Raw genomic sequence first — 15,126 nt, 5'->3', positions numbered from 1 at the left:
ATGTTACAGATTTTATTGGTTGACGATGAAAAATCGGTCGTGGAAACGTTAGCCGAAACGATTCCATGGGAGAGCTGCGGAATCGGCACGGTTCACGAAGCCTTGTCCGGCGCGGTAGCGCTTGAAATCATGGAAAATCACGATATTGATATCGTTATTACAGACATTCGCATGCCGGAGATGTCCGGCATTGCGCTGATTTCAGCCATTCACGAACGCTGGCCGCATGTGCAGACCGTTCTTTTATCGGGATATGCCGATTTTGAATATGCCAAACAGGCGATGGCGCTGGAAAGTTTCGACTATTTGCTCAAGCCTGTTAGTGATGAAGACCTGATCGAGACCGTGCAGCGACTCGTGGACCGGATCAAGCAAAAATGGGAAACTGCTGCGTCATATCAACGTGCCTTGCATGCTTTTCAGGAGAACCTGCCTCTATTGCAATCGACCATGCTTCATGAACTCCTCACAGGCAAAACCTATTCTCCGCAAGCCCTGTCGGACAAGCTTGAATTGCTGGAGCTGCCCTACTCGGTCGGTGAAGAACTGGGCATGCTGGTGATCCGTATGGAGGAGCATTTATCCGAGATGGGCCAGCATGATCTTTCTCTAATGGAATACGCGATATGCAATATCATCAGTGAAGTGATGCAGCATCATTTTCATATCTGGCACACACGGGATGTCCACGATTATCTCGTTGTACTGGCCAGCGTTAAACACGGCGCATCAACAGGGTTGACCAAGGATGAGAAACCGCAAGCCCTGCTGGAGCAGTATGCAGCCCAGATTCAAACGAATGTACAGCTCTACTTGAAAGGCGCCATCTCCATCTCGGTCTCCCATTGGGGCAAGTTTCCTTACGAGATCGGTGAAATTTACGAGGGAGCCGTACGTTCCATGCGCAAGCGGATGGGTCAGGTACGAGGCCTGTTCGTTACGGCTTCGGATGATCCGGATGTGCATCCGGTGCCGGCGATCCGTTCCTTGTACAAACCGCCTACGCTGATCAGTTTGCTGGAAGCCGGACGTTTTGACGAAGTGGAGCAGAAAATCGAGGTAATCTTTGATGAACTGCTGCATTCAGGCGAGCATCATGACATTGCGGAAACGACCATCGAAGTGTATCATGCCTTGGCGGGGGCGTTTGCTTACATCATTCACAAGAACGGCAAACAGATCTCTTCCGTGCTTCCTGCCGAAACGTATCGATACTTTCAGGCACCGAGTTATGCCACCGCGCAGCAGCTGAAAGACTGGTCCATCCGGACGCTTCATTCGATCAGTGAGGATGCGGAACAAGAGCTGAAGGACAATCACAGCACGATCGTGCGCAGTGTCAAAAGCTTTGTAGACCATCACCTCGCTGATGACGTTTCCTTGCCCGCTATAGCAGAGCATGTTCACCTTCATCCGGTGTATTTGTCCAAGGTATACAAGGCAGAGACAGGAGAAGCTCTTACCGCCTATGTGTATCGGTTGCGTATGGAAAAAGCAGCGTATTACCTGCGTTCATCCAGTGCAAAAGTATTTGAGATTGCCGAGCTTGTCGGGTACAACAATACCGCCTATTTTATCCGGGTGTTCAAAAAATTCTATGACGTGACCCCGCAAGAGTACAGGGAGAATCTGCCCGTGTGATACAACGCGGAATCCAAAGGCTGGCTGTTCGATTGCCCGAACCTAGAGATGTGAGACGCGCTTGTTCCAACGCCCGTACAGCCAAAAGGCATTGCCGGAATGATCTCCGACAATGCCTTTTCAATTTCGTTTGCTTCTTGGTCCAGTTGTTCACACGACTTAGTCTATTCATACGAACAAGACTGCTCATGCAGCTGTTGTAATTAATCTTTCGCTTTATTTTCCGCTTGTTACGGATTGATACCACTCGTTTACTTCCTGCGTAATCTGATCCCCGCCGGAAGATTTCCACTTCTCGACAAAGCCGTCAAACGCGTCTACCGGAGCTTTGCCATAAACGATCTGCGAGAACAAATCCTTCTCCATCTTCGACAGAATATCGTTGTTCATTTGCATCGTCATGGTTGGAGCGCCTGTGAACATTTGGTTATAGACGATATCTTTTTGATCCATAACAATTTTGGCTGCTGCAAGCATCGGTTCCGGCACGCCGGATTTCATTTTTTTCTCGAAAGGCGTTGTTGCTTCTTCCCCGCTTGCAAGCTTCGCGAGTGTGGTCATGCTCAGACTTGGAATCCGTGCACCGTCAAATGTCAACGTGTACTTCTCAGGCAAATATCCGCCGGTCGCACCGGCATCTGTAGAAGGTTTGCCGTCAACCATAGCCCAGTCATATCCTTCAGCGAAGCCGTGTTCGAATTCATCGCCTTCTGTTGGATTCGCATAGTGGTCAAAGAGATAGTTCTGGTAGGTGAAGAAGGCTTCCGGGTTCTTCATGTCCTTGTTAATCAGGATCACGCCATTACCGTTCGATGTACCACGTCTGCCTGCTTTGCCATCTGGTCCGGCCGGAATGGGATAAGCTTTGTATTCAGCTTCCGGATTATTTTTCTTCACATCCTCCAGCGGCCATGACGGCATCCAGTGAGGTCCTACAACAATGCCTGCTTTACCTGCCGTAAATTCTTCCGCAGCTTTGGTCTCGTCATAAACGCCCGCTTCTTCCGGGATATACCCTTTGCTCATCCAGTCCTGCAATGTGGCAAGAGCCTGTTTTGCACCAGGTGTGACGGAGCCATATTCAAGCTTGCCATCTGCATTCAGGTTCCATTGATTCGGCATCGTGCCATACGCTCCGAAAATCCAGCCTGCATCAGACATCCAGGTGTTCAACCAATTTTTGAATCCGATCGTCAGACCATACGTATCTTTTTTGCCGTTTCCATCCGGATCTTTGTTTGTAAACGTTTCCATGATTACTTCAAGATCACTTAATGTTTCCGGTGCTTTCAGATTGAATTTTTTCATCCAGTCTTCCCGAATCCACATCACCGGATCTCCGTTATAGGCATAGTCGAGAATCGGAATGCCGATTCGTTTGCCGTCCTGCATGTACGGGTACCATACGGAAGGATCTTCATTAACGGCTGCTTTCCACGTATCACTCGCATATTGATCAAACAATTCGCCAGCATCTGCAAATTTGCCAGTTTCGATCAACTCGCGCACCAGATTGAATTCCCCGCGATACGAAATAATGTCTGGCATCTCCGCATTGGAAGCAAGCGAGAGGCGCAGCTTGGTTTCGAATGCATTATTGGTGGACGGTGAAACCCACTGATTTTTCAATTCAATGCCGAGCTTGTCTTTTGCCCATTTGGTGTGTACGTTGTTGTCCTGGTCCTCACCTGATTTGAACTTCACATCCGGACCCCATGGCCGCAAATACGTGATGCTGACAGGCGGATCATATTTACCATCCTTCATCTCCAGTGCAGCACTTGGTGTGCCCGACGCAGCTTCTTTACTCTGTCCACTGCTGCCGCACCCGCTGAGTACAGCGGAAAGCGCGAACACTCCGGCGAGTGCCAAACTGCCTATTTTTCTTTTTTTGCTCATGTCCAACCTTTGTTCCCCCTGTCTATGTAGTAATGTTGTTTACAGAGTCCATCATAATGAATGATCCGTATGTATGCCCATACTAATATTACAACATTTATTGCATTAATTTAGGATATTGGAAAATGGATATGAATGTTGTATTAGTGCAATGTTCCTTGTAAAAATGCAAAAAAACAGCCGTTTTTTCGTTTAATCATCTGTATTTTTCGCTTCCGGACTCCCTTTTTTATGCAATTAAAAAGAGGGAAAGCGGAGAGCATACCTCTCCACTTTCCCTTTCATGATTTTACTTTATTGTGCTTTGGCCATTTTAGTTGCTTGTATACTTCACCCAGTCGTATTCGGCATACAGCGGATTGGCTCCATTGTACGGTCCAAGCCAGTGATCCACGCCAGTTCCGTTCCACAGGTTCATCATAATTTTACCCGGCGTCTTCGGAATGTTCGTTGTGGCCGTATGTTTCAGAACACCGTCGACATACCACTTGATATAACCGGGCTGCCAGTCGAATGCATACGTATGAAAGCCTTGGGACGCATCAAAGCCCAGATTGATGATTTTTTCATGACCGCCGACGCCGTTCGTGTAATAATTGAGTTGCACTTTCGTCGTGTCTTTTCCCAAAAATTCAATATCAATCTCATCCCACTGCGTCCCGTCCGCAGGCCCTGTATAGGTGAAGAAGGAAGATACGACTCCCGTATTTTTGGCAGGCTTCATGCTCACCTCGTACAGACCATACCCATGTTTGTTGGTTGTTCGGTATTCCCCGCAATCGAATTTGTTGTACGCAGAACTTGTCAAACCCAGCCTCAGTTTGCCGTCACTCGTAAAATTAACATTATTCGCCCTCCAGGTGCAGTTAAACATCGAACCATTGGAATAACCATCAGCCTTTTGCCATGTGCTCGGGTTGTGGTACGTTAGCGGCTCCCAAAATACATACCCCGCGAAAGCGCTTACTGAAAATAATAATGAAACCACTCCCGAAACCATTAACGCAACCCATGTCTTCCTTTTCATCATACACCTCCATTCAAATTCACCCACTTAGTTTAAAGCGCTTACATGGGTGTTGTACCCATTTTATACACTTCTCCTTATTCGAACTATAACAAACTTGAAAGAACAGATATTCATTTTTAAAGATGATTGGTTCAAAATGATCTTTTTAGTTTCAAAGGAAAGAGCCCTTCTCTATTGAAGGGGCCCCCTTTATTTTCCTCGTACAACCCTCAAACCCTGATCGGGCCCTAAGCCATTAGCATCGAATTTGCCTGGAAAAGAAATCTCCATATTGTTCATCCCGCTGACCCAGCCTCCGCCCTTGGTTACTCGCCAAGTATTCTCCGGGCTTTCGGGGTGGCTGTGCCATTCCCAGCACCATTCTCTTACATTGCCGGACATATCATGAATACCCAACTCATTGGCCTTCTGTGTACCGACAGGTTTCGTTTGTGTGCGGTTGTTCTCAATGACCGGCCAGCTCCATTCTCCGGTTAACGGCTTGTCCCCCGCATTCATCCAGTACCAGGCCACTTCATCAGCATTGTTGCTGCCGCTATACGTATAATTCTTGCTTTTCTGCCCTCCGCTTGCAGCATATTCCCACTCCGCTGCTGTAGGCAGGCGATAACCGTTTGATCCTTCGTTGATGGTAACGGTCCATTTCAGGTTATCATATTCATTTTTATTATTTGGATCGATTGTATCCTTATCAATTGTATAATAAGGTTTCAAACCTTCCTTGATGCTGCGCTTGTTGCAATATTCCACCGCATCATACCAGCTTACCCTCTCAACCGGCCGGTCTTCTCCTTTGAAGCCGGACGGATTATTGTCCATGACCTCCATCCATTGCTTCTGAGTCACTTCGGTTTTCCCGATATAGAAATCAGACAGGGTAACGCCCTTGCCGCTATAAGCGGACTTACTGCTCTTAAACGTACCACCCTCAACCAGAATAAGATCATCACTCACTGCGGAGCCGGCGGTTGAACAAGCACTCAAAGCAGCAACAGCTAGAATTGAAAGCAATATCATCCACTTTCCCATTCAACGACCTCCTTCGAAACTGAAGCTGGGAGCAAGACAGATCATGGACCTGTCCTGCTTTGGTTCAGTTCAGGAATTCAGGATACCCCTGCTTTCCGATTCCCTTCACAATGAAAACGATTACCAGACGGTTACGTTTGAGCTTCCGCTACTTTGATATCCTTCGGTTGCCATTACCTGATAAGACCAGCTGCTGCCCAAGTACATGCCTTTGCTTGCCCATGCATTCACGTGATTGCTGAACGTGATCGTGGAGTTTACTCCGATGGGACGTTTGGACTGTCTGACACTCCAGTATTGCGGGAATGTTTGATAGCCGTCAATCGAAGGGGCATTGTATCTCATCGTGGTATAGATGTCGTACGTGCCGCCATCGCTGTTTACGGTGCCTTTATACGTACCTGTCGGACGGTATGTTCCCCAGTTATCTACCACGTAGTACTCGATCAGGGAATTTCGGGTCCAGCCATAAAAAGTCAGGTATCCGTTACCCGAAGGTGAGAATACACCAGCGTTATAATTTACTACACGATTAGGCGTCCCGTACGTCCAGCCTTTACCCACAACGAAATTCCCCGTATTCTGCCAGGTTACGCTGTAGTTTCCGCCTGAACCGTTCACGGCATTGACCGTACCTCCGCCATCTGTCCAGTTCTGCCAATAATCCGTCGCGGCTCCAGAAGTTGCGGCGAAGACACCAAAGCTCATGGAAGCTGCAAGAACAACGGTCATCAATTTTTTCCCAAATTTAAACATATCGGAATACCTCCTGATATTTTAATGGATACTGATTTAACATCGTCACAGCAACCTTTACGGACTTCTTTCAACGAGTGATTGAATGCGGGCAATCATTTGAAAAGGCGTTTCGAAAACAGGTACAGATCGTTCTTCCACACCGGCCAGTCATGTCCTCCGCTCTCTTCATACCAAATGTGAGGTACTTCTTGCTGCTCCAGGTATTGATGTACGCCGATGCTGATCTGGATGAGATTGTCCTGATCGCCGCAGGAAATCCATAACAACGAGAGCAGCGAAGACGCTTTGGCCGGATCGGGCACGAGCAGCTCCGGGGCTTTGGTGTTCGGAGCTGCCGAAAAGGCGCCGACCCAAGCGAAATGCTCAAGATGGCTGAGTCCGATGTTCAAGGACTGTCCTCCCCCCATGGACAAGCCGGCGATTGCCCTGTTTTCCCTGGCTGTACTTGTAGGATAACTGGACTCGATATAAGGGATAAGGTCATGAAGCAGATCGGATTCAAACCGTTCGAAAGCTCTTATTTTCTCGGGATCAAAAAGGTCTCCCTCCGCGCGATCATTAGGCATGGCGCGGCCGTTGGGAAATACAACAATCATCGGTTCAAGCAGGCTGTCGTTGTAGAGATTGTCGAGAATGGTCTGTGGAGCGCCATGGTTGTGCCACTCCGTTTCGTCCCCGCCTATCCCGTGCAGCAGATAAAGGACAGGGTACGTAAGTGCCGAAGAAAATCCTGGCGGCTTGTACACCAATGCTTTACGTACATTGCCGACCGTTGCGGAGTCATACTCCACCGTCTCGACCACGCCGCGCGGTATGTTATCGCGGTATTGGTCAAATCCTTCAGGTGCCGAAGTTATCATGTACGGTGCTCCCTTCAAGGTTTGCGTTCTTCGATCGAACAGCTTTACAATGACAACATTATTCCTTCTCCCTCTGAATTTCGCTTGCAGCAGATCCCCGGTTTCCAGCTACTCCCCTGCATCGCCAAGCACGTTACGACACCACCTTCCTTTCTGCGTGAATTTACATTCCAAGAAAAGCAGGCTAAAGGAGCATGAAACTCGAATGGCCTTGGTTTCGATTCGCTCCTTCTCTCCGAGTGTAGCGCTTACATATTTTAACAGCAACCGGATAAAGTATAGGACTTGGCTGTATCGTTGCAAAACCGGTATGATGATGCCGAGTCCCCGCAACTTGACCCATGATTATAAACCATGTTAAGTTTTCTCTATTGAAATACAGAACTTTTAAAGGGGGGACCAGAGGATGACCGAATTAGAGGTTGTAGATGTTTATGTGGGCCTGTCGCTGAGGATGAACATTGACATGGTCCACCATACGGTTAAATCGGAACTCTGATTAGAAAGCTTATTCAGATTATCAAAAAAGGGATCCATGTCATGGTCATTTCCTCTATCATTTAGCCATCTAAATTAAATGAAAAGGATGATCCCTTGTGTCATTAATAAACGTCTCTAACCTGACTTTTGCCTATGAAGGCAGTTACGATAACATATTCGAGAATGTAAGCTTTCAATTGGATACGGATTGGAAATTGGGCTTTACGGGAAGGAACGGCAGAGGAAAAACGACGTTTCTTAACCTGCTGCTCGGCAAATACGAATATAGTGGTACGATATCTGCGAACGTTAGTTTCGAGTACTTTCCTTTCCACGTCGAAAATAAAGATGCGATGACGATCGAGGTCGTCGAGGACGTTTATCCAGAGTACCTGCATTGGAAACTTGTACGAGAACTGAACCTGCTAAAGGTTTCGGAAGATGTATTGTATCGGCCTTTCAGTTCACTGTCGAACGGGGAGCAGACGAAAATATTGCTGGCTGCCTTGTTTATGAAGGAAAATCGGTTTTTGCTCATTGACGAGCCTACCAATCATTTGGACATCCATGCCAGAAAACTCGTCAGCAATTACATCAGCAGCAAAAGCGGTTTTATTTTGGTATCCCACGATCGCTCCTTCCTGGATCATTGCGTAGACCACATCCTTTCCATCAATAAAACCAATATCGAGATTCAGAAAGGGAATTTTTCCGCTTGGTGGGAAAACAAACAAAGACAAGATCAATTCGAGCTCGCAAGCAACGATAAATTAAGAAAAGACATTAAACGTTTATCCGATTCCGCCAAACGCACGGGAGGCTGGTCGCATGAAGTCGAACGGACGAAAAACGGCACCCGAAATTCAGGTTCCAAGGTGGACAAAGGATATATCGGACATAAGGCTGCCAAAATGATGAAACGTTCCAAAAACTTGGAGCAAAGACAGCAAGCAGCCATCCGCGAAAAATCCAAACTCCTCAAAAATATCGAGAGTGCGGAACGTTTGCAGATCCATCCATTGGATTTTCACAAAGATGAACTTGTGCAGTTGGAACATGTATCGATATCGTATGGCTCCAAGACGGTTTGTAAAGATGTGAATTTCACGGTCAAACAGGGGGATCGCATCGCTCTTTTCGGCAAAAACGGATCTGGAAAATCAAGCATCCTGAAACTGATCTGTGATGAACGGATCACGTATACAGGCCATCTCCGAAAAGATCCCCAAGTTAAAATTTCGTACGTATCCCAGGACACGTCAGGCCTTGAAGGAAGCTTATCCGAATTTGCCGCCGCCCGGCACATTGATGAAAGTCTGTTCAAATCCATATTAAGAAAGCTTGATTTTTCAAGGCTGCAATTGGAGAAGGACATTTCGACGTTTAGCGCAGGCCAAAAAAAGAAAGTGCTGATCGCCAAAAGCCTCAGTGAGCAGGCTCATTTGTACGTATGGGATGAACCGCTCAATTTTGTGGATGTCATTTCCCGAATGCAGATCGAGGAATTGCTGCTCGAGCACGCCCCTACCCTTCTTTTTGTGGAGCATGACAGCGAATTTTGCGAAAATATCGCCACGGATATCGTTGAGCTGTGAGCGCTCAAGACACGTGACATACAGGAAAAAGTCGCTAATTTAGCGGCTTTTTTTGCTTTTGAAATTCCAAGTCATAACACACGTACTGATTTTCCAGCTCATCACATATTGTATAATCGGACAATTTTCAAACCGAATTTTTTGACTTCAATGTCCGGTAACTCTTGGCGATTCAGCATCGCAGCTTTCTTATACATCAGCTTATACAAACTTTAATCATTTACGTGGAGAGGATGAACGAAATGAGTCAAGAGGTATTCAACATCGAAGCCGCAGGAGGCAACAATGTTCTGGCTTTCGTGGATTTGACGATTCTGAACTGTAGTCTCAAAGGCGTCTATCAGTATGAGGTGACCAAGGACGAAAAGAAAACGAAAATCCTCGTCATGCCTACCGATCCTGAAGCCCAGAGCATGACGCTGACGGAGCTGGTCACCGAAATCAATAACATTATCCAGTCGTTCGGCGGCGGTCAGAAGGTCAACGAAGAGAGCATGAAGTCTACGTTGGAATCGCTGGGCCTGAAAAACCTCGCGGATATTCAAGTGCAAATCCGCCAGCTCTTCGTTTACGTCGATTCGTCCAGCATCCAGGCCAATTCCAAGCCTTGCGAGTATGCATTTAACTTTGTCATCTTAAATCCGGTTCATCCCGATGAAAGCTTGAAGCTCTTTAATATCAAATCTCTCGGCATTGCCGTTTATAACACCAACCGCCAAAAAATTATAGAGCGCATGCAGCTTGAAGATATTAACCAGCTCTTAACTTAGACTAAGGAGCCGTCAATAAAATGAAAGCTTACGATGCTGAATCCGTCAAATCACTGACCGCCGTGCTTCACAGCGAGTTTTACATCGGGGAAGCCCTCTTTCAAATTGTTTTTCTCAAGAAAAAAGAAGGCCTTGTCGTTGCAGGGAAATGGGTCAACCCGGACATCTCTTTTGAAATGAGTGAGGTGGCCGATAATTTTGGCATCCTGCTTCCGGAGTTTTTGAACTTCGAATTGGTTATCGAATCCATCGGAATCGATTATTTATCCGACGAAAACAAAATCGTCTTCGATGGTGACATACGTCATTTTGGCCATTTGTTGCTGGAAGCATGGAAAAGTCCGAATAAACCGGCAGATAGTTATAAGCTGGCTTTGGACTTTGACCGGAAACTGGAGCTCACCAGCATCCCGATCATCGGCCGGTTCTGTAATCCCGAAGACGGCTTTATCTTTAAAGGGTTGAATTTGAGTTACACGGAAAATGTTGAATTTAAATTTACTTTTCTTGCCCAGCTAGTCATTAAACAGCTGGCCGTTAACCTCGATATAGATTATATCCAATCCTTGAAAAACAAGCTTGCACTTCCTCAGCTACCGGGGAATGCTTCGGAACTTCCGACAAACACCATCCATTGGCTTGATATCCATAAAGGCTTCGGCGTCCTGTACTTCTCCAAAATCGGAGTCAGTCTGATCGAATCCGAGCTTACGTTATATCTCGACGCAAGCTTTACGATCTCGTTCATCCGGCTGGACTTTTTTGAACTTAACGTGTCGACTTCTTTAAAAGACCTGAGCGACTTCGATTTTGGACTGAGCGGTTTAATGGTCACGCTGGAGAAGCCCGGGTTCAGCCTGACGGGCGGATTATATAAATCACCCGAAGAAAAGACGCTTTACAATGGGGTTTTAGGCTTAAAAATCGGCCAATACAGCCTGCAGGCCCTCGGTTCCTACGGCGAGATGCCCGGCAGCGGAGAAATGACCTTTTTTGCTTACCTGATGCTTGGCTTGCCGCTCGGCGGACCGCCCTTCTTCTTTGTTAATGGTCTGGCATTTGGGCTCGGGGTGAATCGGTCCTTAAAGCTGCCCGACTTGACCCAGGTCCGGTCCTTCCCTTTGGTGGAAGCGGCTATGGGAGACAACACGGGACTTCGGCCGGACACACCGCCGATGGTGGCCTTAAGCGCTTTGAGCAAGTCGATCGTTCCCGCCTCGGGCCAATATTTCATATCGGCAGGGGTTCGATTTACGACGTATGGCGTGTTGGAAAGCTTTGCGCTGCTCAATATCGAAATGGGTAATCGACTGGTCATTTCCCTGCTCGGTTTATCCAATGCATCAATGCCGCCAAAATTAACCGGAGTAAGCCCGATTATGCGGGCTGAACTTGCGCTGAAAGCCGTATTCGATCCGGGAAATGGCCAACTGCTGGTCATGGCAGCTTTGACAGACCGTTCTTTCCTGTTTGACCCGGCTTGTAAGCTCCAGGGAGGCTTTGCGATCGGGTTTTGGTTCAGCGGAACCTATCAAGGAGACTTCATCATCACCCTGGGCGGATGCCACCATCCGGCATTCCATAACATCCATTATCCATATATCCCGGCGCTCGGTGTTTCCTGGATCATCAATCGCAATATTTCAATTAAAGGTGACGCCTATTTTGCCGTAACCCCTTCCTGTATGATGGCCGGCGTCAGCCTGCAGCTGCTGTTTGAGTCGGGAAATCTGAAAGCCTGGTTCTATGCTGCAGCCGATTTTATTTTGAAATGGAAGCCGTTCTTTTATCAAGCCAGAGTTCGGGTATCCGTCGGCGTATCCTACCGCATCAAAATATTCGGCATCGGCAAAACGTTCAAGGTAGAGATGGGAGCAGATTTGTCGCTTTGGGGACCCAAATTTTCAGGAAAAGTCAGAATCAATTGGACCATTATCTCCTTTACCATCGGTTTCGGGGATGACAATCCGCAGGAGACCCGAACCATCGGCTGGGATGAATTCGCGGACAGTTTTATTCCCGGATCCTTCGGAGACGGTAAAGCCAGGCTTGCAGCGTCGGCTTCTGCGGCAGCCGGAGCAGCCAGACTGGGCAGCATCTCCATTGCCAGCGGACTTCTCACCCAATATCAAAAAGCGGATGGCAGCGTCGTTTATATCGTCGACGGTTTTAGAGCCGGAATTATGATCGAACAGAAAACGCCCTGCTCCGATTTGTACTTTAACGGACAAAGGCTGCTGCAGAACAAAACGAAATTCGGGATCGTGCCCATGGGTCTGAGCGATGTTCGAATGGAACAGCACGTCACCATCAAAAGACTGGAAGATGATCAAGCTGTTCCGTTTCTGCAAGCCGTTCCCGAAGTAAGAAACATGCCGTCCGCCTTATGGGGAAACCAGGCGCCGGGACCGGATGCTTCTTTGATGAGGGATATGCCCGTAGGCATGTCCATTACCGTTCATAATCCGGTTTCGTTAATTCATATCCTTCCCCGGGAAGGCAGCTATGCAGAATCGGTTCTAAGCTCATCAGAGCTGATCATCAGAACTGCCGTTTATCACCCTCCCGTATATGAACCGGCAAAGGTGTATCCCGCCGAGCCTGAAACCGTATTGAATATCGTAAAAACCACGATTGGCAGCAATCCCAGACGAGACCGTCTTCTAATGGATACAGCGGAAGCCTTTGGAACTTGGAATCAGGTACAGACGCGAGCTTTGGCCGATAATCCGCAGGCCGTGCTTTTCGCGGTTCCCGTTCTTCGTACCACAGGCAGCCAGGGAAGCTAGATCATGCCAAGAAACAAAGAAAGGAGCCTGTCCATGGGAGAATCCATCCGCTTCGCGCAAAGAAGTGAACCGCCGCTGAAGGCCGGAACCTACCGGGTTCAGGTTGAGCAGGTTACCAATATCAACTGCCGGCTCTCTAGTGAAACGACCGACTTCAAGGTTTCATCCGAAAGATTTTACTTGTCTCCGGATCAAATCTACTCCGTCTATCCCCCTAGGGAAGCTGTGGGCAACTATGCGGAATGTCTTCCCCATATCGTGCTGAACCGCAGAACCCTTCCCTGGGAAAGGGCTTTGCTGAAGGGCCAGTCCCATATGCCCTGGCTCGCCCTCCTTGTGTTCGACGAGACGGAAAGCATCCAGCTCCACGAAAGCACGGTGGGAAACGCGCTGCAGCCGGAAGCCGGCGTTTTTGTTCCTTCTCTCCCGCTGGAAGACCATGAGAAGCCGGAAGATCCGTGCACCTATGTACATATTCCGGCGAATCTTCTAGCAGAAATATTACCTTACCCTGAAGCATTATCGCTGCTGGCTCACGGAAAAGGCGTAAGCCTGGATCGGAAGGTGACCGACGCTTCCGTCAATGACGACTGGTTTGCAACGGTCGTCTCAAACCGGTTCTGCCTGGCCCCCGGCGACGACAGCCAAGCCATTCGGCACACCGCCTGCCTCGTATCTTTGGAAGGATACGAGGTCTGTCTCAGCAGCCAGCAAAGCCGCCGTGACGCATTGGCACATGTCCAAACGGCCAGAATGATCGTGCTGGCAAACTGGAGCTTCTCCATGGCAAAAGCCGCCTTTGATTTCGGATCGGCATTCGCATCCCTGGATGCCGACATGCTGTCTACCCCTTACCAGGGAAGCAGCGAGCAAATTCAGAAGCTGTGCAAGCTCGGGTACTTTCCGATGAATCATGTTGTACGGGACGGAAGTCAGGTTGTTTCCTGGTACCAGTCTCCGCTGATTCCTTATGAGGATCCGAGGACCCCAGTCAAGTGCGCGCGCTTCGCCGACCAGCTGCTGGCCTATGATCCCGATATAGGAATGATGGATATTCGCTATTCCAGCGCATGGCAGATCGGAAAATCGATGGCGCTGGCGGATCAGTCTTTTGCCCAAAAGCTGTATTCGTGGCGCCAGAGCAATGAAACACTGGCCAGGACTTCGGTCTATCAAGGGCTCTTAAGCCTTCACCTTTCTTCACCGTCCAATGAAAAACGGGTTCATGATTGGAAGGATGAGAGCTCCATCGGATATTCTTTTGTCAAAACAGCCCGGTCACCAGAAGGAACTGACCCTCAACCCGGATCCAGCGGAAAACAAATCCTGCTGGAACAGTTGAACGATCGATACAAAACTTTGCTGAATGAGGTGATTTCGGATGCAAGCCCGGATGGATTGGGATAATTCGCCTCAGGTCGTCCGCACGCATATTCGCCGTGTGTTTGGCGAGCTTGCTGCGCTCACGAAAAATCAGCCTGTACGCCTGGAACATCAGGACGATGAATTGATCGGCTGGCTGAGCCAATTAGGTCTGCTGGTGAACCTGCCTTTTCATTATCTGATCCCCACGGAATCGATGCTGCCCTCCGACTCCATCCGTCTGTTTTATGTGAATCCCAACTGGCTTCAGGCGTTGATTGACGGAGCTTGCAGCCTGGGAAGAAACGCTTCCCTGGATCTGACCCATGATCAGGAATTAATCGATGCGGTCATATCCCAAATCGGCAAACGAATGAAGGCTGTCCGTCCCCTGCTTCAAAACAAGTCCGTTACGGCAAAGGAATTGGACGATGAAGTACAAGCCATCGGGGGATTTCTCCTTCGTTCGCCTTTGGTCCCCGGCTGGCGAGGGCTGGAGTTTAGAGCCCTTTCCTCTCAGGGCACCCCCCTGCGGGCACTCCGGATTGAAACTTTGTCCGATGATGTGTTAATCGGTTTGTTTGAAGGGGTCCCGTATACGCTTGAAATGGCTCAACCGCCGGAAGGATTTTTTTTCGGGTTTAATCAGATCAACGGCAGGTACATGAAGCGGATGAGAAATTTGGACAGCGGCGAGCTGCTCCCTGAATCGGATTCGATTGAAGTCGTCGTGCAGAACGAGAATTTGCGAACCATTGATATATATCAAACGGCAAAGCATATGGAGGCTTATTTTCAAAAGGAGATCACATCCGCCGAGTTTGCACTCCAGATGATTAAAACTCCATATATCGGAAGAGTTATAAGAACCGACGAATAAAACGAATACCTTTCGCGGTGTTGAACATGGAA

Annotated in this window: 11 protein-coding genes; 6 read left to right on the top strand and 5 right to left on the bottom strand. The window is 48.3% G+C overall.

Going from position 1 to position 15,126, the window contains the following annotated elements; all coding sequences use genetic code 11:
- A complete protein-coding gene (locus MKY59_RS15120) occupies nucleotides 1-1,641 on the top strand; it encodes a response regulator (protein WP_339278230.1) in 1,641 nt (546 codons plus the stop codon).
- Between the two features lie 216 nt (nucleotides 1,642-1,857).
- On the opposite strand, the gene MKY59_RS15115 is transcribed toward MKY59_RS15120, so the two are convergent.
- The 5 genes from MKY59_RS15115 to MKY59_RS15095 form a co-directional block, all read right to left on the bottom strand.
- Complete coding sequence (locus tag MKY59_RS15115; protein WP_339278229.1) at nucleotides 1,858-3,546, bottom strand: extracellular solute-binding protein; 1,689 nt, start codon at nucleotides 3,544-3,546, stop codon at nucleotides 1,858-1,860.
- Nucleotides 3,547-3,853: 307 nt separating this feature from the next.
- Complete coding sequence (locus tag MKY59_RS15110; protein ID WP_339278228.1) at nucleotides 3,854-4,567, bottom strand: glycoside hydrolase family 16 protein; 714 nt, start codon at nucleotides 4,565-4,567, stop codon at nucleotides 3,854-3,856.
- 192 nt (nucleotides 4,568-4,759) lie between these two features.
- Complete coding sequence (locus MKY59_RS15105; protein ID WP_339278227.1) at nucleotides 4,760-5,599, bottom strand: SUMF1/EgtB/PvdO family nonheme iron enzyme; 840 nt, start codon at nucleotides 5,597-5,599, stop codon at nucleotides 4,760-4,762.
- 120 nt (nucleotides 5,600-5,719) lie between these two features.
- Nucleotides 5,720-6,355 (bottom strand): glycoside hydrolase family 11 protein, encoded by a 636-nt coding sequence (locus tag MKY59_RS15100; RefSeq protein WP_236414105.1) that lies wholly within the window; start codon nucleotides 6,353-6,355, stop codon nucleotides 5,720-5,722.
- Nucleotides 6,356-6,450: 95 nt separating this feature from the next.
- Nucleotides 6,451-7,218, bottom strand: coding sequence for an alpha/beta hydrolase-fold protein (locus MKY59_RS15095; protein ID WP_339278226.1), 768 nt, complete (start codon nucleotides 7,216-7,218; stop codon nucleotides 6,451-6,453).
- Nucleotides 7,219-7,814: 596 nt separating this feature from the next.
- Here MKY59_RS15095 and MKY59_RS15090 point away from each other — a divergent pair.
- From MKY59_RS15090 to MKY59_RS15070, 5 genes are all read left to right on the top strand, one after another.
- Nucleotides 7,815-9,293, top strand: a complete 1,479-nt coding sequence (locus MKY59_RS15090) for an Lsa family ABC-F type ribosomal protection protein (protein WP_339278225.1) — start codon at nucleotides 7,815-7,817, stop codon at nucleotides 9,291-9,293.
- A gap of 242 nt (nucleotides 9,294-9,535) precedes the next feature.
- The gene (locus MKY59_RS15085) at nucleotides 9,536-10,063 is read left to right on the top strand and encodes a hypothetical protein (protein ID WP_236414102.1); all 528 of its coding nucleotides are present in this window, start codon (nucleotides 9,536-9,538) and stop codon (nucleotides 10,061-10,063) included.
- Between the two features lie 20 nt (nucleotides 10,064-10,083).
- Nucleotides 10,084-12,852 carry a DUF6603 domain-containing protein gene (locus MKY59_RS15080; RefSeq protein ID WP_339278224.1) on the top strand — a complete coding sequence of 923 codons (2,769 nt, stop codon included), beginning with the start codon at nucleotides 10,084-10,086 and terminating at the stop codon, nucleotides 12,850-12,852.
- A gap of 3 nt (nucleotides 12,853-12,855) precedes the next feature.
- Entirely contained in the window at nucleotides 12,856-14,259 is a 1,404-nt protein-coding gene (locus MKY59_RS15075) for a hypothetical protein (RefSeq protein ID WP_236414098.1), read from the top strand.
- Nucleotides 14,234-15,094, top strand: coding sequence for a hypothetical protein (locus tag MKY59_RS15070; RefSeq protein WP_339278223.1), 861 nt, complete (start codon nucleotides 14,234-14,236; stop codon nucleotides 15,092-15,094). The genes MKY59_RS15075 and MKY59_RS15070 overlap by 26 nt, the downstream gene beginning before the upstream one ends.
- The last annotated feature ends 32 nt before the right edge of the window (nucleotides 15,095-15,126 follow it).

Source organism: Paenibacillus sp. FSL W8-0426 (assembly GCF_037969725.1).
GTDB lineage: Bacteria > Bacillota > Bacilli > Paenibacillales > Paenibacillaceae > Paenibacillus > Paenibacillus hubeiensis.
Note: the sequence above shows the minus strand (reverse complement) of the source record. Positions and strands in the feature narration are given on the sequence as shown.